The 19,211-nt window shown below is 41.4% G+C and carries 21 protein-coding genes and 2 tRNA genes; 11 read left to right on the forward strand and 12 right to left on the reverse strand.

Going from position 1 to position 19,211, the window contains the following annotated elements; genetic code table 11:
- Positions 1–201: 201 nt before the first annotated feature.
- The 5 genes from JBF11_RS04335 to hisS are packed head-to-tail and all read right to left on the reverse strand — an operon-like array spanning position 202 to position 5,512.
- On the reverse strand, positions 202–1,119 hold the full coding sequence (locus JBF11_RS04335; protein WP_334316151.1) for a DUF2333 family protein: 918 nt from the start codon (positions 1,117–1,119) through the stop codon (positions 202–204).
- Positions 1,120–1,130: 11 nt separating this feature from the next.
- Positions 1,131–1,862, reverse strand: a complete 732-nt coding sequence (locus JBF11_RS04340) for a hypothetical protein (protein ID WP_334316152.1) — start codon at positions 1,860–1,862, stop codon at positions 1,131–1,133.
- Between the two features lie 36 nt (positions 1,863–1,898).
- Positions 1,899–2,414, reverse strand: a complete 516-nt coding sequence (def, locus tag JBF11_RS04345) for a peptide deformylase (protein WP_334316153.1) — start codon at positions 2,412–2,414, stop codon at positions 1,899–1,901.
- Positions 2,415–2,417: 3 nt separating this feature from the next.
- Positions 2,418–4,235 carry an aspartate--tRNA ligase gene (gene aspS, locus JBF11_RS04350; protein ID WP_417168632.1) on the reverse strand — a complete coding sequence of 606 codons (1,818 nt, stop codon included), beginning with the start codon at positions 4,233–4,235 and terminating at the stop codon, positions 2,418–2,420.
- 26 nt (positions 4,236–4,261) lie between these two features.
- Positions 4,262–5,512, reverse strand: a complete 1,251-nt coding sequence (gene hisS, locus JBF11_RS04355; RefSeq protein WP_334316155.1) for a histidine--tRNA ligase — start codon at positions 5,510–5,512, stop codon at positions 4,262–4,264.
- A gap of 229 nt (positions 5,513–5,741) precedes the next feature.
- Here hisS and JBF11_RS04360 point away from each other — a divergent pair, with 229 nt between their 5' ends.
- The 7 genes from JBF11_RS04360 (at position 5,742) to JBF11_RS04390 (ending at position 10,117) form a co-directional block, all read left to right on the forward strand.
- Complete coding sequence (locus JBF11_RS04360) at positions 5,742–6,500, forward strand: MipA/OmpV family protein (protein WP_334316156.1); 759 nt, start codon at positions 5,742–5,744, stop codon at positions 6,498–6,500.
- A gap of 107 nt (positions 6,501–6,607) precedes the next feature.
- Positions 6,608–7,072, forward strand: a complete 465-nt coding sequence (gene ruvX / locus JBF11_RS04365) for a Holliday junction resolvase RuvX (RefSeq protein WP_334316157.1) — start codon at positions 6,608–6,610, stop codon at positions 7,070–7,072.
- 14 nt (positions 7,073–7,086) lie between these two features.
- Positions 7,087–8,142 carry an endolytic transglycosylase MltG gene (gene mltG, locus JBF11_RS04370; protein ID WP_334316158.1) on the forward strand — a complete coding sequence of 352 codons (1,056 nt, stop codon included), beginning with the start codon at positions 7,087–7,089 and terminating at the stop codon, positions 8,140–8,142.
- Position 8,143: 1 nt separating this feature from the next.
- The gene (locus tag JBF11_RS04375) at positions 8,144–8,851 is read left to right on the forward strand and encodes a 3'-5' exonuclease (protein WP_334316159.1); all 708 of its coding nucleotides are present in this window, start codon (positions 8,144–8,146) and stop codon (positions 8,849–8,851) included.
- Positions 8,852–8,930: 79 nt separating this feature from the next.
- Entirely contained in the window at positions 8,931–9,467 is a 537-nt protein-coding gene (locus JBF11_RS04380; RefSeq protein WP_334316160.1) for a chemotaxis protein CheW, read from the forward strand.
- 124 nt (positions 9,468–9,591) lie between these two features.
- Positions 9,592–9,993, forward strand: coding sequence for a hypothetical protein (locus tag JBF11_RS04385; protein WP_334316161.1), 402 nt, complete (start codon positions 9,592–9,594; stop codon positions 9,991–9,993).
- Positions 9,994–10,032: 39 nt separating this feature from the next.
- A tRNA-Leu gene (locus JBF11_RS04390) sits at positions 10,033–10,117 on the forward strand.
- 505 nt (positions 10,118–10,622) lie between these two features.
- Here JBF11_RS04390 and JBF11_RS04395 read toward each other — a convergent pair.
- The 4 genes from JBF11_RS04395 to JBF11_RS04410 form a co-directional block, all read right to left on the reverse strand.
- Complete coding sequence (locus JBF11_RS04395) at positions 10,623–10,937, reverse strand: NINE protein (RefSeq protein ID WP_334316162.1); 315 nt, start codon at positions 10,935–10,937, stop codon at positions 10,623–10,625.
- 290 nt (positions 10,938–11,227) lie between these two features.
- Positions 11,228–11,304 (reverse strand) — tRNA-Met (locus tag JBF11_RS04400).
- A gap of 191 nt (positions 11,305–11,495) precedes the next feature.
- The gene (locus JBF11_RS04405) at positions 11,496–11,654 is read right to left on the reverse strand and encodes a hypothetical protein (protein ID WP_334316163.1); all 159 of its coding nucleotides are present in this window, start codon (positions 11,652–11,654) and stop codon (positions 11,496–11,498) included.
- A 28-nt stretch (positions 11,655–11,682) separates the two neighbouring features.
- Positions 11,683–12,483 carry an undecaprenyl-diphosphate phosphatase gene (locus JBF11_RS04410; protein WP_334316164.1) on the reverse strand — a complete coding sequence of 267 codons (801 nt, stop codon included), beginning with the start codon at positions 12,481–12,483 and terminating at the stop codon, positions 11,683–11,685.
- A gap of 133 nt (positions 12,484–12,616) precedes the next feature.
- On the opposite strand from JBF11_RS04410, the gene JBF11_RS04415 reads away from it, so the two are divergent.
- Positions 12,617–13,183: a flavodoxin family protein gene (locus JBF11_RS04415; protein ID WP_334316165.1), complete on the forward strand. Its 567-nt coding sequence runs from the start codon at positions 12,617–12,619 to the stop codon at positions 13,181–13,183.
- 263 nt (positions 13,184–13,446) lie between these two features.
- Here JBF11_RS04415 and JBF11_RS04420 read toward each other — a convergent pair whose 3' ends face one another.
- The 3 genes from JBF11_RS04420 to JBF11_RS04430 form a co-directional block, all read right to left on the reverse strand.
- Positions 13,447–13,629 (reverse strand): rubredoxin, encoded by a 183-nt coding sequence (locus JBF11_RS04420; RefSeq protein WP_334316166.1) that lies wholly within the window; start codon positions 13,627–13,629, stop codon positions 13,447–13,449.
- Position 13,630: 1 nt separating this feature from the next.
- Complete coding sequence (rbr, locus tag JBF11_RS04425; protein WP_334316167.1) at positions 13,631–14,203, reverse strand: rubrerythrin; 573 nt, start codon at positions 14,201–14,203, stop codon at positions 13,631–13,633.
- 69 nt (positions 14,204–14,272) lie between these two features.
- Positions 14,273–14,668: a Fur family transcriptional regulator gene (locus JBF11_RS04430; protein ID WP_334316168.1), complete on the reverse strand. Its 396-nt coding sequence runs from the start codon at positions 14,666–14,668 to the stop codon at positions 14,273–14,275.
- A 257-nt stretch (positions 14,669–14,925) separates the two neighbouring features.
- On the opposite strand from JBF11_RS04430, the gene JBF11_RS04435 reads away from it, so the two are divergent.
- The 3 genes from JBF11_RS04435 to JBF11_RS04445 all read left to right on the forward strand — a co-directional run bounded on the left by JBF11_RS04435 (position 14,926) and on the right by JBF11_RS04445 (position 19,203).
- Positions 14,926–15,972 carry a transglycosylase SLT domain-containing protein gene (locus JBF11_RS04435; RefSeq protein WP_334316169.1) on the forward strand — a complete coding sequence of 349 codons (1,047 nt, stop codon included), beginning with the start codon at positions 14,926–14,928 and terminating at the stop codon, positions 15,970–15,972.
- A gap of 66 nt (positions 15,973–16,038) precedes the next feature.
- Positions 16,039–16,533, forward strand: coding sequence for an OmpH/Skp family outer membrane protein (locus JBF11_RS04440; protein WP_334316170.1), 495 nt, complete (start codon positions 16,039–16,041; stop codon positions 16,531–16,533).
- Positions 16,534–16,578: 45 nt separating this feature from the next.
- The gene (locus JBF11_RS04445; protein WP_334316171.1) at positions 16,579–19,203 is read left to right on the forward strand and encodes a M16 family metallopeptidase; all 2,625 of its coding nucleotides are present in this window, start codon (positions 16,579–16,581) and stop codon (positions 19,201–19,203) included.
- The last annotated feature ends 8 nt before the right edge of the window (positions 19,204–19,211 follow it).

Genomic DNA, 19,211 nt, shown 5'->3' on the forward strand with positions numbered 1-19,211 from the left:
AACTTCTCGAAAAAAGCTCCTAGAAAAAGCTTCCTATAAAAAAACTCTAAAAACCCCAAACAGGAAACTCCTTTATCCCCCTTAATTACAAACTTGTCAACTTAATTTTTGACTCTTTATCCAACTCTTCACCATTAACCATAAAAAAAAGCCCCGAAACACATGCTGTCCAAGGGCTTTTCACACAATAAAAAAGGTCTTCTAAATACGAATACTGTCCCGTATATCGGAAATCCTATTGCGGGCAAAGAGCAAATAGGAAACAATAAGTTCTCCGGAGTTCACGGTCGAAGTAATGTAAAGCGGATCATACGTACAGATTTTATCCAATAAACTCATAGCTTGGGCAAAATTTTCAGCATTGCCTTTTGCCGCAATCTCAGGATACAAGGTATACAAGGCATTCAAATAATCACGCACGACAAGAATAACACCTTGCACTTCATAGATTTTATTGTCCAACTCATAAAAAGACAAATTTTGAGAATTTTGCAATAAACCAAGGGCATATCCAAAAACGGTTTCTCCCAAAATAACGTTGAACGCTTCATAAATATCATCGGTTCTCGCATTATAAACAGCTTTTTTATTCAGCAAATCCGTTTGATATTTTTTGATGGAGTTCAAACCTTTTTTATATGCCTGTTCCGCCGACGGAATAAAGAAAATTCCCCAGCGCTGCGGGGCAAAAGCGAATTGGTTCAAGCGGGCTTTGTATAAATTTTCATTTTCTCTGTCGCTGCTGCCGAGTTTTGCGATAACAGTCGAATAATTGTCAAGAAGCATTTTTGTTGCGACATATGTTCCGAATTGGCGGTATGCCCTGTTATCCATCACCCATTTATTAAAAATAATATCATTAGCCGACCAGCCATAGGTTGAATCAAGCTCATACCGCATTCTGTTCACCAAAGCATCCAAAAGCTGCACGCCTTTTTCTTCTTCTGTCATTTCAGGCGAATAGCTTACTTGATAACATTCGGGAAAAACGGTTTGGTCCGTGAGGGCGTAAAGTTTTTGAAATCCCCACATGGACGCAATAAGAGCGATAAAAATCGCAACTTGCATGAGCAATGTTCTTGCCACAATAAAAATATGGTCTTTACTTGGTGTGTACATATATTCCTCTTTTACAAATACGCAATGATCATTTCATACGCATATTCAAAAAACATTTTTTGCGCTTGCTGATGATCATACGTTGTTAAAATATTTTCCGATGCATTTTCCCGTTTGCCGAAAGGCTGTCCGATACGGGCCACACAATTGCCCAACGTGAAAGGTGCGACGGAATAATCCAAATACACATTTACCCATTTTTTTATATGTTCAGCCTGACCGTGCGGACGAACAAGCCCCACGGGATCAAGACTAATCACCAAATCAACAGGAAGAGCCGCATACTGCCAAAAAGTTTTAAATACGGAACAAGCCCCCCAGCTGTGTCCGACAATAAAAATCTTTTTGTCTTGCTTATGGTATGCAGTCAGCAGTTCTTCCATACCGTGCAAATCATCATGTTCACGATAAAAGACATCAAGAGCAAAATTATTTTCCGCAAGCCGCTTTTTAAATTCAGGAATAACCCGGTACAAATAGGCATGAAAGCCATCGCAAAAACCACCGACAAACAAAAGGGCATCATTCTCGATTTGCTCCTGATGCTTCAGAATTTCGGCGATACACCCGTTTTCTTCCTGCCAGTCCGCAGGCTTTTGCAGCCGCAAACGTTTCAACAATTCCGCGTCATTTCTTTCATAGGTAAAATTAGTCTTCTTATGCCTTATAAAATCAGCAAAGCCCATAAAATTACCATAAAAAATCACGAGAAAAACGATGATAAAAAAAGCAAGAAATTTCATACGGCAAAAACCCCGTCATGAAAACAGGCTTCCTCATTATTTCTTTTTCATTTTCTTTTCATACATGGAACGTTTCAGATAACTGATCCTATCCACAAAAAGTTTACCGTCCAAATGGTCGGTTTCATGCTGCAGACAAGCCCCGAAATACCCCTCGCCCTCAAAATGGACAAGGTTGCCATCCAAATCCAAGCCGTCCATCGCCACACGTTTCGGACGTGCGACTTTAGCCCGAAAGTCCGGAACAGATAAACAGCCTTCATTTTCAATATGCTTCGCCGGATCCAAAACCGTAATCACAGGGTTGACAACCACCCGAAAATCCTGAGGAATTTCCTCATCCGTATCATGGGACCGCAATAAGCTGACATCAACAATGACAACCCGGCGTAAAACACCTATTTGGGGAGCGGCGATACCCACACCGCCGACAGTTTTTAAAGTATCCAGCATATCTTGCGCAAGTTCACGCACGCTGTCGTCGATTTCTCCGACAGGCTCCGAAACTTTTTCCAAACGCGGATCCGGATATTGCACAACAGGTCTTAACATAATTTACTCTTGCTCCGCCTTTTTGTTTTCTTCACGCAAACGGAGCCCGAGATCGCGAAGCTGTGCCGCCGCAACAACATCCGGCGCATTTGTCAAAAGGCAGGTTGCTTTTTGCGTTTTAGGAAACGCAATAACATCACGGATAGAACCCGCTCCAGCCAAAAGCATCGCTATGCGGTCCAAACCAAAAGCAATACCGCCATGAGGAGGCGTGCCATATTCCAGCGCATTAATGAAATAGCCAAACTGCGCATACGCTGATTCGTCTGTAAAGCCAAGCGCCTCAAACATATTGAACTGGTCTTCCGAAGTATGGATACGAATGGAACCGCCGCCGATTTCATTACCGTTTAAAACCATATCGTAAGCACGGGCTTTCGCCTTTGCAGGGTCTGATTTCATAAGGTCTTTCGTATCTTCCCTGACCGCCGTAAAAGGATGGTGGCAAGCTACGTAACGTTTTTCTTCCTCACTGTATTCAAAAAGCGGAAAATCCGTAACCCAGAGGAAATTCCATGAATTTTCCGGAATTAATCCAAGCTGCTGCCCCAAACGGATACGAAGATTACCAAGAGCGGCATTAACCATGGATGCGGCACCTGCTTGGAAAAACGCAATATCCCCAACATGCAAATCCAGCGCTTCTTTGATCGCTTGTTTTTCTTCTTCGCTAAAGAACTTGGTAATAGGAGACTGCCATTCGTTTTCATGAACTTTAATCCATGCCAAGCCTTGAGCACCGTAAATTTTCACAAATTCCGTATGGTCTTCAATTTCTTTACGGGTCATGGCTGCGCCGCCGACAACCTTCATACCTTTAACAAGTTCCGCTGTCGCAAAAAGCTTAAAACCCGAACCGCGCACAATGGACGTGATATCTTTTAATTTCATGTCAAAACGGGTATCCGGCTTATCCACCCCGTAATCACGCATCGCATCATCATAAAACATGCGAGGGAAAGGAACGGGAATGTCAACATCCATAGCTTCTTTGAAAATACGCTTCATCATGCCTTCAGCCATTGTCATCACATCATTTTCCGCAACATAGCTCATTTCAATATCGATTTGCGTAAATTCGGGCTGACGGTCCGCCCGCAAATCTTCGTCACGGAAACAGCGCGCAACTTGGTAATAACGGTCAAGCCCGCTCATCATGAGCATTTGCTTAAATTGCTGCGGGGATTGGGGAAGAGCGTAAAATTCTCCGTGATTAAGCCGGCTCGGAACAAGAAAATCGCGGGCGCCTTCCGGAGTGGATTTTGTCAAAACAGGCGTTTCGACTTCCAAAAAGCCCAATTCATCCAAATAATTACGGGCTGCATTGGTGATACGGTGACGCAAACGCAGATTTTGGGTCATACGCGGACGGCGAATATCCAAATAACGCCATTGCAAGCGTAGATTTTCACCGGCATCGGTTCTGTCTTCAACCGGGAAAGGCGGAGTTTTGGCTGTATTCAAAAGTTTCCAGTCAAGAACGACAACTTCGATTTCACCGGTTTTCATGCCGGCATTCACCATTCCGTCAGGGCGATGGCGAACCTTGCCTTTTATGGCAAGAACATATTCACTGCGGACAATATGGGCGTCCGCATGCGCTTCCGGAGCAATTTCGGGACTGAACACAACTTGCGTCAACCCCTCACGGTCACGCAAATCAACGAAAATAAGTCCGCCATGGTCACGGCGATATTGCACCCACCCCATGAGGCAAACCTCCTGCCCATCGTTTTGCGCTGTGAGTTCAGCACAATGGTGCGTGCGTTTCCAATCACCCAAAGGTTTGATATAGACCGCATGTTCTTTTTGCAAATTCATATTTTGTTTTTCAACTGACTGACTCATTATTTTCCCTCTTTAATATAGGATACCGCGTTTTCAAAAGGCACTGCCTCCTGAGAACCGTTTTCCATATTTTTTATCATAAGATTATTTTGTTCCAATTCCGAAGAACCGATCAAAACGGCAAAACGGGCTTCCGATTTATCAGCTTGGCGCATTGCGCTTTTTATGCTTCTTGATTCAAATCCCATTACTCCGCGAAGTTCTGCCCGCCGAAATTCCTGCGCAGCTTTAAAAGCATATTCCCTGCACGTATCATCAAGGGCGGCGATATAAAAATCAAGTTTTTCCCCTTGAGGAGCTTCAAGCAAAAGCGCCAGCCTTTCCATGCCGCAGGCAAAACCGATACCTGCGACGGAAGGTCCTCCGATGGATTCCACCAGCCCATCGTAACGCCCGCCGCCGGCAATGGAGCCTTGTGCCCCGATATTATTGGATACGACCTCAAAAGCGGTTCTCGTGTAATAATCAAGTCCGCGCACGAGCCTATGGTTGATTTCATACGCTATATTTTGCGTATCAAGACAATTTTTCACAACCTGAAAATGTTTTGCGCATTCTTCGCAGGCATGGTCAAGCATGAGCGGCGCGTTTTTTGTCGTTTCCTGACACTGGGGATTTTTACAGTCAAGGACTCGAAGAGGATTGGTTTCCATTCTTCTTTTGCAATCCTCACACAATATATCCGTATCCAAGCTTTTCAGCCAAGATTTCAACAAATCCCTGTATGCGGGGCGACAATTCGGACAGCCTAGGGAATTAAGCTGCAATGTTATATTTCTGATACCTATGTACGCTAAAAAATACATAAGCATACTGATCATTTCTGCGTCCGCTTCCGGCTCTTTCGGCCCTATGCATTCGCAATTTATTTGATGGAATTGGCGCATACGCCCTTTTTGCGGGCGTTCATGGCGGAACATCGGACCTGTGGTGAAAAACTTGCTTACGCCTTCTTTCGCTCCGACATTATTTTCCACATACGCACGCATGACGCCAGCCGTTGCTTCAGGACGCAAAGACATGGAACGCCCCTTGCTATCGGCAAACGTATACATTTCTTTCTGCACGACATCGGTTTCCGTACCGATGGAACGGCAAAACAAATCCGTATATTCCATCAGAGGAGTACGCAGCTCCGTAAAACCATAACGAAAAAAAACAGTGCGGGCGCTCTGTTCCAAAAAAGCAAATAAGCGACTTTCATCGGCGAATAAATCTGCAAAACCTTTAATCGCTTGAATTTTAGCCATTCTATACTCCAGTATAAAATTATTGAAAAATACTTTAATATGTTTATGATACATTGTCAAAGAATAGTTTTATGGAAAACAAACGGAAAAAATTTCCCTTTGCCGCTTTTTTTCTGACAACTGTTTTCCGCCTCTATTAATATGCGATAATTTTACGATATAGAATAGAAAAGGTACAATTTTTGCAAAAAAAATTACAAAAATCATGCGAAATAAAAAGGAACGCGTCATGAAAAAAAATATCAAAAACAGCATAGCCTTCATTCTTGGCTTTGTTTTCATATTCGGAACAATTGTTCCAAGTTTTGCCGCCGACGGCGGAGTCGGTCTTGTTTGGATACGCTCTCCCTACAAAGGACATGATGATTATTACATTCCCTTTCCTTCTTTACAAATAGAATCGAAATATTTCTTTATCAGGGAATTGAAACTCGGCTTTTACCTTTACCGGGACGATACGGAAGAAAACGAGCTGACTCTTGGCATAATGCCCGGTTTCACCATGTTCAACCCGGACAAAACCACTGACTACAAACTCAGTTTCCTTGACAAGCGCAAAATGGCAGCCGATGTTTATTTACAATTCGTAAAACGGTACCGCTACGGCACAATCGGAGCAAAAGCCTTTATGGACGCCCTCGGAAATGCCGACGGTTTCGGCATTGACGCATTTTACAAGCTTCCCATTTTTATCAATGAATTCACCATTACCCCCGGAGCCGGACTGAGTTACCTAAGCGGCGACAGAACGGAATACTATTACGGAATCAGCCGTGCCGAAGCTCTGCGCTCCGGTTTGGCGGCTTATCATGCGGATTACAGCATTACCCCTTATGTTTCTTTGGAAGCAAGCCTGCTTACGGAAAACGGCTGGAATATTTTCGCTAACGCGAAATACAGCTTTTTGAGCGACGAAATAAAAGACAGCCCGATGATTGATGAAGAGCATGAGCTGATACTAAGCGTCGGTGCAATGATGAGTTTTTAAAAATGATGAGTTTTTAAAAAAAATGAAAAAGCAATTTCTGCGCAGAACCCTTAAAAATTCATGCGTTAAATCTTGCCAAGCCCAAGGCTTTACAGTATTTTAACCTCATGGATAGCTTAGGGAAATTAATAGCCATCGATTACGGCGTAAAACGTGTGGGACTGGCAATTTGCAATCTTGAAACGCAAATTGTTTTTCCTCTTTGCACTCTTGACAGAACTGTAAAAAAAAATTTTTTTGAAAATTTTTCAAACATAATCGCCGAACATAAACCGACAGCGCTTGTTCTTGGGCTTCCGCTTCATGAAGACGGAAGTCCGTGCATCACGACAAACCAAGTAAAAAATTTCGCGGCTTCCCTTGCAAGACGCTACCCGCTTCCCATTTATCTTATGGAGGAGCTGCTTTCCAGCTTTGAAGCGGAAGAAAATATGCGTTCCATGGGAGTGAATGCGAAAAAAATCAAAAAACATGTTGACCAAGAAGCCGCAGTGCTTATTTTGGAATCATTTTTAACAGCCCCGAAAAAAAATCTCTACCGGTCCGGACAGGATTTTTCAGGAAACAAATAAGGATTACCTATATCATGCTAAAAATAATCAGAAATTTCTTCATTTTCATCTTTCTTGCCTCATGCTTGGGACTGGGAGCCATCGCCTATTTTTCCTATTCCTATATCAACACGCCTGCCGATGAAAACGCCCAAGCTCTCGCTGTAGAAATTCCTGAAGGAAGCTCATTGCAGCAGATTTGTCAAATTCTTGCGGACAATAATATTATCAATGATACGGTTAAATTCAAATTATACGCCCAATTCAAAAACGCAGCCACCCACATCCAAGCGGGAACATTTTTATTAAGCCCCGCATGGACGCCGAAAACCATTTTATCCGAACTCACCACAGGCTCCGGAATTTTATATAAGCTGACCATCCGCGAAGGCTTGCCATGGTGGGAAACCGCCAGAATTCTTGAAGAACAGGGCTATTGCAAAGCGTCTGATTTCAAAGAAGTCATTCATGATAAAGAATTTCTCCTGAAAAAAAATATCCCTTTCAAAAATGCGGAGGGTTACCTCTATCCCTCCACATATTTTTTACGCAAACCGAAAGAAATGACTAAAGAAACTGCCTACACAGCCGTTAATAGGCTTATAGACACCTTTTATGAAAAAACAAAAGATCTTATGGATAACGCACAGTATGAAAGCATTTTCCATAATCCGCAAAAACTCAATGAGCTTTTAACCTTAGCCTCCATTATAGAGAAAGAAACAAAACTCATAGAAGAAAGACCTATTGTTGCAGGTGTTTATACAAACAGGCTTAAAAAAAATATGATTTTACAGGCTGACCCCACGGTGATTTACGGACTGGGCGAAAATTACCGCGGGCAGCTTCTGACAAAACATTTGCAGGATGCCGATAACCCTTACAACACATACCAACACGCGGGACTTCCGCCGAGCCCCATCTGTTCCCCTTCCCTTTCAGCCATAAAAGCCGCCCTTGAACCGCAGGAACACGATTATATCTTTTTTGTGGCGAAAGGTATCGGAGCAAGCCATGTGTTTTCAACCAATTTGCAGGACCATAACAAAGCCGTCCGTGAATACAGGAATAACTTAAAAAGAAACCAATAAGATGGATACGCAACAATTTTTTGATGAAAATAAACTTCTTCTCACAAAAGAAGAAATAAACCTTTTGCCTGCAATCAGTTACGAGGGAGAAATCGTTCTTGTGCGCTCCGACGAAGAACTGGATCTTGCGGTCAATGAATTGAAAAAAAATTCCGTACTGGGTTTCGACACGGAAACACGTCCCCGTTTCACCAAAGGCGCAATGCACTTGCCCTCCCTCATCCAGCTTGCGACAGATAAAAAAGTTTATATCATTCAATTGAAACATATCGGCAATACCGAAAAATTGGCAGAACTTTTATCCGACGAACAAATCATAAAAGCAGGAGTGGCAATACACGAAGATTACCGCTCCCTTGCGCGGCTTTTTCCGTTAGAAAGCAACGGGCTTGTCGACCTTGCGAAACTTGCGAACCAAAAAGGGATGAAAGCCCAAGGGTTGCGGACTATCAGCGCCAACTTGCTGGGATACAAAATCAGCAAGGGCGCTCAATGCTCAAACTGGGCGGCAGATACCCTGAACCATTCCCAAATCTTATATGCGGCAACAGATGCCTGGCTCGGACTGATTCTTTACAATCAGCTTGCCCTGCTTGCCGACAGTCCGAATTATCAGCCGGAAACGCCTAAAAAAAAGAAAAAGAAAAAATTCCGTTTTTTCAACAAAAAAAATATGGAAAAAGAAACTATTGAAGAAATAAAAGATTAAATATATATTGACCTAAACTTTTAAAATTAATTGTCGAAAAAACTAGTATCAACAATAAAATTTAAAATCTGAGGAAGCTATGAGTCAACAATTAAACTTTCAAGCAAACAATGATAACAAGCTGGCACAACTTGTTTCTTTTAAAGTAAGTGAGGAAGAATTTGGCATTGATATTCTCCAAGTACAGGAAATTATCCGTATGCTTCCCATTGCGATCGTACCTTCAGCACCGAACTTCGTAAAAGGAGTGATTGACCTGCGCGGTGAAGTAATTCCTATTATCGACATGCGGAAACGTTTTAAACTCCCCAGCATTCCTTATAATAATGAAACAAGAATCATTGTTGTGCATACGCATGATTTTACCGTCGGTTTCATTGTCGATGCCGTATGCGAAGTCGTCCGCATCAACGAATCCGCTATCGAACCCGCTCCGCCGGTCCTCACAAATGCCGACGGTTCAAACTATATCCGCGGCGTAAGCAAACTTGACAAAGGCTTACTTATTCTTCTCGATCTCAACAGCCTTATCAGCCTTGAAATTTTGGAAGAATTGATGAACAGTGCCAAAATAAGCGGTCGCTGCCAAGAATGTCCGGAAGCGCAAAAAGCGTAACGCATATTCATAATATTACCGATAAAGGCGATAAATGGGAATTTGTTGCCTTTTTTTTTATGCGCAAATATAATTATTTACATTTTTTAACTTCTGTTGTATTATTGAAAAAAAGGAGGAAGTGATGAGCTATTCACAATATATGGATATTGCTAATTCCGTCATGTGGGAAGCTATTCATGCAACCAACTACAATTCTCATAATACGAGCAGAGAATTTAAGCCCGTTGCTTTTCACTATTCTGATTTATCAGACAAAACTCCTGAAGCGTATATCTACCCTTATACGGATACCTTTAATCCTTTCGTAATGATTGAAGGCTCCACAAAATCTTTTACGTCTTTTGTTTACGGACTTATCAATCCGGAAACCTATGACCCGTCAATGCTTCTCACCATTTCTTCAGGGGGAGAACCTAACACCATCACCAATTACGAAGCGACACAAAAATTTCTGACTACGCACCCTGCGGCACGCTTAAGTTCGGAATTATCCTACGGAATTGTGATTGATGAACAAGCATAATAAAAAAGGAGCAGCTCTTTCATAAATAATATATAATATGCCGAAGTGGTGGAATTGGTAGACACGCTGGTTTCAGGTTCCAGTGCAGCAATGTGTAGGAGTTCGAGTCTCCTCTTCGGCACCACATATCAAAATATAAGCAACCATACAGTGCTGTGATATAAAACTATGCCTGCACAGATTAATAGGTTGCTTTATTTTTTAATTCAATCTGTTTTCTGAAGAATACAAATCAGAACATTTCCGTATCATATTGCAATAACATATTGATAAAATCAGACAATAAACGCAAACTCGTTACAAACAAAGTTATAACGAGTTTGCGTTTAAGGGGATTGGGGAAGCGACAGCCGTCAGCACGTTTTCGAGCGTTACGGATAGCGGCAGCAGAGCCATACTTCCCTCCAAAAAATAAAAAAATTATGAATGTTATACAGAACCACCCTAGTCTAAAGCTAAAAACTATTGTCTACCATATTACATCTCACACAAAAATCTAACAATTATGATACAACCCCTTTTCATAAAATCCATAATAAACAAAAACACTATTCATAAGCATTAACCATAAAAACCCTATACCGATAGGGTTCTTATGTATGGAACAAGCTGTAACTATTTAATTCTGTTTAACCGTTTTGTTTTGCCGGATTTGTCCAATTCAAAATAAGATAGCCATTTTTATCTTTAAATTTTCCAATAATAATGATAATAAAATCAATAAAAACCCAAAAAGAAGCAATTCCAATCAGAACAAGACCGACTCCCAAAAACGATGTAAACCAACCAATAACATTTAAAACTAAAATACTGACAGCACTTAAAGTACGTCCCGCATAAAAACGATGTGCCCCAAATACCCCTAAAAAAAAGCAAAGCAAAAATGCAACCAATCGTTCCTTTTGACTAACTACAACATTTAATTCACCAAAAGTCTGTGTCATATTGTCCTCTCCTTATTATTTTCTTAATGATTACTAATAATACATAAATTGTCAACCAACACGTAGTCACAACACATCACCACATTATCAATAATCAATACAACATAACCAACACTTCCAACGCACCAACGCATAATCATTCTTGATAGTTACCCAAAAACCAATTTTAAAAAGATAAAACTATTTTTTTCAATATAATATGAATAATAAAAGCCGCGTGGTACACAAATAACGTATAAAAAATAAGCCCTGCAAAACTCTTAAGCTAAGCAGGGGCTCCTTGAAATATGTGGTAGCAAGGGGGAGATTTGAACTCTCGACAACTCGGGTATGAACCGAGTGCTCTGACCAACTGAGCTACCTTGCCACGCTGTGTATTAACGTGAAAGAATATGTATATGCAAACCAAAAAAAATGCAAGCTTTTTTTTATATTTTTTCATTTTTTTTTATAATAACCACAAAACCGCTTTCATTCTAACGTGTTAATACACCATAAAATAATAAACAGGAACAACCAAGAGCAGGTGGTACACCGCAAAAGGCGCTAAGCCGACTTTTAAAGCATGGCAACAAAGCCTTTAATCGCCACCAAGGCAGAAAGAAAAGAAACAACGGTCCCCACAACAAAAAAAGGAATATCGCCAGCCAAAATCAAGGAATATGATTTAAACAAATCATAACAAGCAGCCCCGACAATGATAGGCACGGCTGCCAAAGCACAAAACCGCTTTCATTCTAACGTGTTAATACACCATAAAATAATAAACAGGAACAACCAAGAGCAGGCGGTACACCGCGAAAGGAGTTAAACCGACTTTTGAAAGCATGGCAATAAAGCCTTTAATCGCCACCAAGGCGGAAAGAAAAGAAACAACGGTCCCCACAACAAAAAAGGGAATATCGCCAGCCAAAATCAAGGAATACGATTTAAACAAATCATAACAAGCAGCCCCGACAATGATAGGCACGGCTGCCAAAAAAGAATATTCCGCCGCAATTTCCCTTTTCAGCCCTAAGATCATTCCTCCGCAAATAGTTGAAGCAGAACGGGAAAAACCGGGCCATAAGGCGCAGCACTGAAAAAGCCCGATGCCCAAAGCTGTTTTATAATCAATGTCATCAATACCTGCATATTTTGCTTTGAACTTGATTTTCTCCACAACAAGCATGAAAATTGCCCCGACAAACAAAGCTATTGCAACGTATAAAGGCGTAAAAAGCGTTTTTATGAATGAATGGAACAGTAAACCGAAAAATGCCCCCGGAAGTGTGGTAACCATAAGAAGCGTTATCCCGCGCAATCCGCTGAAAGATTTTTTCTTTTCTTTTTGCGGAAAAAGCAATCCCCAAAATCTATTGAAATAGCACAAAACAACTGCAAACATCGCCCCAACTTGAATAACGATTTCAAACGTTTCACCGGAAGCACCGTCAAGTCCGAGCAATTCGCCCGTAAGGATTAAATGCCCAGTTGAAGATACAGGCAAAAATTCAGTCAATCCTTCAACAATTCCCATAATAACAGCGTAAAAATAAGAATCCATACCAAGTCCTTGTCGTTTTGTTTTTTATACCGTACTTTATGGAAATATACAAATATAAATATCAGGCTTTCCACGCTTGCTTTATGCTAACAATTCGCTATAATCAAAAAAATACAACCGAAGGAGGTGCGTTATGAAAATATTGGCTTTTAACGGCAGTCCGAGAACAAACGGCAACACCAGACAACTTATTGATATTTGCCTGAAACCATTGCAAGAAAAAGGATATGACACAGAAATCATTCAAGTGGGCGGAACGCTTTTGCACGGATGCAGCGCTTGCCTTTCCTGCCGTAAAACAGGACAGTGTATTTTCAAGGACGACCCGATCAACGAATGGGTAGAAAAAATAAAAACCGCCGACGCGATTATTCTTGCCTCTCCGACCTATTATGCCAATATGACTTCAGAAATGAAAGCATTTATCGACAGAACAGGCTATATTCTCGGTCCTACGGGTATTTTGGCCCGTAAAGTGGGCGCGCCTATTGTTGCCGCCCGCCGCGGCGGAGCGATAAATACCTATAATACGCTTATGGCGTTTTTTGGTATCAATAGCATGATAGTACCTATGAGCAGCTACTGGAATTTAGGCATCGGACGTGAAAAAGGCGAAGTGCTCAAAGATGAGGAAGGCGTCAGAACAATGACAAACCTTGGAAACAATATGGCATGGCTCTTAGAAAAACTGCATGCATAGCATGGTGTGGCGTGCAAACAAAAATTATCCGATACGCTATCTTCAAAAATCACTCAAATAAAGACCAGCGGCTTTGAACAGCCCCTATTTGCTGGACACAGCCAAACCAATAACTGTTTTATGCTGAAGCGACAAAAAAAGTCCCTCTCAAATACGAGAGGGACTTTTTATTATTTTTGTACGATTTTTTCAGCATGCCATGCGCCAATCATACGTGATGACAAAACGCATAGCCCATGCTGTTCATATAAAAATCATACAATTTACGCGCCTAAGCATTTAAAGCCTTTTTTGGTTGCGCCGCAAACAGGGCATCTCCAATCATCGGGCAGATCTTCAAATTTTGTGCCTGCCGCAATTTTGCCTTTTTTATCGCCTTTATCCGGGTTATAAATATAACCGCAGTTAGCCACTTGGCACATCCACATATCTTTTGCGTCAGCCATTTCACTTATACCCCATGCGTGTTGTAAAAAATGCCTGCGGATGATCACATGCAGGACAAGTTTTAGGAGCTTCATTTCCTTCATGCACAAAACCGCAGTTCAAACAGCGCCATTTTTTTGCACCTTTGAATACGGTACCGTTTTTTATGTTGTCTGCAAATTCCAAAAAGCGTTTTTCATGCGCTTCTTCGGCAACAGCGATATTGCGCATCACGCATGCGATTTCCGGAAAACCTTCTTTTTCCGCAATTTTGGCGAAACTTGGATACATATCACTATGTTCATGATTTTCACCAGCCGCAGCGGCAATAAGGTTATCAACAGTTGAACCGATTACTCCGGCAGGAAAAGAAGCGGTAATTTCAACTTCTCCGCCTTCAAGAAATTTGAACAAGCGCTTCGCATGTTCTTTTTCCTGGGAAGCGATTTCTTCAAATGCCTGCTGCATTTCAACATAGCCATCTTTTTTTGCTTGGGAAGCAAAGTATGTGTAACGATTGCGGGCTTGGGATTCTCCTGCAAAAGCAGTGAGAAGATTCTTTTCTGTTTTGGTACCTTTTAAAGATTTTTTCATAATATCTCCTTTTGCTAGAGGTTTATATTTTTTGTTCTGCAAATAAACTATAATTATTTGTAATAATTATTATTTTTTTTGAGAACATTCAGTGCAAACTCCGTCAAGTTCAACCCTGATATTGATATGCCGAAAAGCATTCAAACACTCGCTGTTCAAATTCAATTTTGACGTATCTATGTACGGAACATCAAAAATTTTTCCGCAAGAAACACAGCGGATATGGGAATGAGGGTTCATATTTGCGTCATAACGCCTGATATTCCCCGCTGTTTCAAGTTTTAATACCTGATTATTTTCTGCAAGTAAATCTAAATTTCTATAAACGGTTCCCAAACTGATATTGGGCAGCTTTTCTTTAACCATTGTATATATTTCGTCAGCCGTGGGATGCGTGTAAACTTTGCCCAGTTCTTCAAGAATCACTTTCCGCTGGCGTGTCATTCTGCTTTGTGTGGTTCTCATGGAAGACTCCTTTGGTTTCTCTTATCAAGAATGATTATCATTGTCAAGTTCATACCGGCTGTACAATGTATTGACTGTTTTTCACCCCCGCGACAAAAGCCCGAAACGCATTAACACAGCGGAATATAATAATATTTTTAATACATTCACTGTGGTTTTAAATTTTAGTCAAATGGCACAAAAATTGCTTATCAAATTGTATACATACGTATTTTGAAACGTTTAACCTTTTGTGAATACACATAACGGAATAAACAATGAACAATTTTAAGAATAAAAACAACATATTGAACGCAATAGTAATTCCTAGTGCCAATTCTATGACACATATTGAAAACAGATGTAAAAAAGCTGTGCGCACAGTAATCACACATACGAAATTCAAACATTTTGTTTTACTTTTGCTTTTGCCTGTTTTTCTTTTTCCGATCACCGGTTTTATTCAGAAAAATCCCGAACAATCATATTTCGGCGTATTAAATACCAATCTGCTCCAATTTTTGCCCCTTAAAAATGAGACTGGCAAGCGCGATTCGCTGCCGACCAGCGGAATTATCGCCATAAATAACAAAATCGACGCAATATACCAAAATACGGCTCCGCTGCAGAAAGCGGAACATGTGGAAAAACAATCTTCGCCAAGCAAAAATATGCCCGGCAAAATATATCGCAATATCACAGCTTCTTCACAGGAACGTCCGAATTTCATTGAAAACATCAGCCGAACTGAAATCATTTCCCTCATGCCCCATTTGGCTAAGGACAAATACCGTTCTGACACGCGAAAATCATACAGCAAACGTAAAAAGGCGATAACCCCTTATGTCAACCGTTATGCGGACAAATTCGGTTTGGACAGAAACCTCATCATGAGCATTATCGAAGTTGAAAGCAATTTCATTCCGCAGGCTCTCAGCAAGCAAAACGCACACGGCCTCATGCAGGTAGTGCCAAACACGGCGGCGGCGGAAGTGAACCGTTTTTTCAAACACAAACAAGAAATTACAGACATGGAATTGATGCACCCTGAAAACAATATTTACTATGGAACAGCATACCTGTATCTGATTAAAAAATATCACCTGAACGGAATAACAGACCATGACAGCCTGAATTCCCTGCTGATCGCCTCCTATAACGCAGGCTCCTCCGCGGTTCTCCGCCATTTCGGCGAAACAAAAGAAAAAGCCATCCGGGCTATCAATGCCATGAGTCCGCAGGAAGTTTACAACAGCCTTATCCAAAATTACCGTTCAGGCGAAACAAGGGAATATTTAAAACGGGTTACAGAAAGTTTAAGCTAAAATTTTTCTATTGCCAATTCTGAATAATATCAGTATACATATTGAAACATGTTTAAAGGAAATCCTATGAAAAAACTTCTTATACTTATCTGCTCTTTCACTCTCGGCATTTCATTTTTGAACGCAGCAGCTTTCGCCCAATCTTTGGCGGTTGTCGATACGAATAAAATTTTTGAACAAAGCAAACACGGTCAAAGCATTAACAGCTATTTTGAAAAATTGCAGAGTGAAGGCATTAAACAATTGGAACAGCTTGAAGACAAGCGCAAAAAAGCCGATGAACAGAAAGATGAAAAACTCATTCAAAATCTGGAATCGGAAATTCAGGCAACAGCCTACGAACTGCAAAACAAAATCCAAAATCAGCAAACAGTCCTGTTTACGGTTATTTCGGACAAGCTTATGAACGTCATTGATACTTACAGAAAAGATAACAATATCGATGTGATTTTGCATGCAACGGAAACAGCAAGCTACAATCCGGATATTGATGTTACGGAAAAAATCATACAGGAATTTAATAAAATCGAATTTGATATTCAAAAAGAATTGAAACAATAGCCGCAAGCCCTCTTTTGAGGGCTTTATCGTATCTTGGAGTTTTTTATGAAAAAAATCATTCTTACCCTTTTATTTTCTTTTTTATTCCATTTTCAACCAGCGCAAGCGAACGAATATCCTCATATCAGCCAATTACAAAACGGGCTGACCGTGCTCATTAAAGAAGATCACAGATTTCCCATTGTTTCCACCCGCCTTTATGTGCGAAGCGGTTCAAGCAATGAGAAACAAGATAAATTAGGAATTGCTCATCTACTTGAGCACATGCTCTTTAAAGGCACCAAAACGCACCCGAAAGGCATTGATTTCATTGTTGAAAATGAAGGAGGCGATTTAAACGCCTACACTTCTTACGACAGAACGGTCTATTATAACGATATGCCTTCCCAAAAATGGCGATTAAGCCTTGAAGCGATACAAGGACTCGCCTTTGAACCAATCCTGCGCAGGCAGCAGCTGAATGAGGAACGGGAAGTCGTTATTGCGGAACTGCGCCAGCGCGGCGATATGCCGGAAACCAAGCTCCTGCACCTTTCAACGTCTTCAACGCTCCACGGCACGCCTTACGCCAATCCCGTCATCGGAACGGTGGAAACGCTCAAATCCATTACGACTCAAGATATTCAGGAATATATAAAAGCAAACTACAATCCGAACAATATGCTCCTTGTTGTCGCCGGCGACATCGACAGGAACGATGTGCTCAAAGAAGCGAGCAAACGCTTCGGGCAATACAAAAATAGCGGAATCATACAAAAAAAACGTCCTTTATCCCTTGAAGAAGTCCAAGCTTTGGCACGAGGAACACAAGTCAATATGGAAAAAGGCTCATGGAACAAAAGCTATGTGAATATCAGTTTTCCCGTTTCCCATGAAGCAAGCCCCGACAGCTCCGCCCTCCTGATCTTGTGCATGCTTTTAAGTTTTGATGACAACGCCCTCTTACAGCAGGAATTTATCTATAAGGAAAAAATTGCGGATACCATTGCCGCCTATCCCATGTTTTTTGAAACAGTGGGACAATTTAACATTTATGCCGAACTTGACGAAAAAAACATTCCGCAGTTCATTGAAAAAATCAGCAAATTTTTTGCGAAACTGAATGCGGACACATTCAGCGATACGGAATATGAACAAATAAAGACCATGCTTGAAAATCTGCATTGGAAAAAAGCGGAAACCATTCAAAGCCTTGCCACAACATACGGGGATAATTATTTCAACAATCCAACGGACCCTTTGGCGGAAAATGCGTTGCAGCAAATTTATTTGACCAACAAAGAAAGCGTTGACACGGTCATTCAGCGTTATCTGCGACCGACAGCCCTCAATCTTTCTTTGATTCTTCCCGACACAGCCAAAATCAATAAGGAAGAACTCGTCAAAACAATAGAAAAAAACTGGCAAGCCCCAAAAACAAATGCAGAACAATCCAAACAAACGGAAAATAAAACGGAAGTCATAGAAACGAAAAACAAAACCGTCATCCTCATGCAGGATAACCATATTCCTTTTATGAGCGTTGATGTGAGCTACCTTGGCGGAGAAAGCCTTTTGCCTTTTGTCGGCGCAAAAAACAAAGAGGCGCTGCCAGCGCTCACTGCCCGGTTATTGACCATGGGCACGAGTAAAAAAGATTATAAGGAACTCACCCGCTATCTTTCTGAAAGAGATTTGTATTTGTCAGCCTCTTCCGGCACGCTGTCGTTCCAAATTTCAGCAGGCGGGCATAAACGCCATGCCAAAGAAATTATCGGTCTTTTGGCTGAAACCGTCAAAAAACCCGCATTCAGCAAAAAAGACCTCAAACACATACAAATCGAGCAAATCGCCGCTATCCGCAAAAATGAAGATTCCGTTGTCACAAGCATGATGACAAAATTGCCCGGTTTCCTTTATCCGAACCATGTCTACGGAAACAATAAAATTGGAACAGAAGCAGGCGTCAGCGCCGTAACGGTGAAAGACATCAAAAAATATTGGGCTGTCCAAAAAGAACAGCGTGTTGTAATCAGTGTGGCCGGCGACTTCGACAAGGAAGAAGTCCTTGCCGCCCTTGCGGAATTGCCCGCTCCAAACCCCAGGGAAATTCAAATTTCCAATCCAAAATGGACGGATGAAAAGTCTTTTGAAACCGTTGTGGAAGGAAGAAACCAAGATTTAACCCTGCTTATTTTCCCTGCGGTCGCTCTCGATCATCCGGATGCACCTGCCCTTGAAATATTAAATTCCGCCCTGCAAGGTTTTAACGGCATTTTATACCAAGAATTGCGCGAAAAAAGGAATTTGGGGTATTCCGCATTTCCTCTCCTGCTGCAAAGCGAGCACACCGGCTTTATCGCCTATGGGATCATTGCGGCTCCGGAACACAAACAAAGCATAGAGGAACAATTTAAAGCCATTACAAAAACACTGCGCACACAGGGAATTGATAAAACAACCTTCAACCGGGCAAAAGCAAGCGTGCAAATGAACTTCATCAATAATCAGCAAAAAGTGCAGTCAAGAGCTTCTTCTGCGGCAAATGCGGTGCTTTTTGAACGCTCCCCAAATTACAGCCAAGAACATTTGCAAAAATTATTGAACGTCAGCCTCGACGATATTAACGCCTGCATAAAAAAATACCTTGTCTTAGACAAGGCGTATACTGCTCATTCCGGTTCAAAGTAAAGGCGTAT

Source organism: Taurinivorans muris, assembly GCF_025232395.1.
Taxonomy (GTDB): Bacteria; Desulfobacterota; Desulfovibrionia; order Desulfovibrionales; family Desulfovibrionaceae; genus Taurinivorans; species Taurinivorans muris.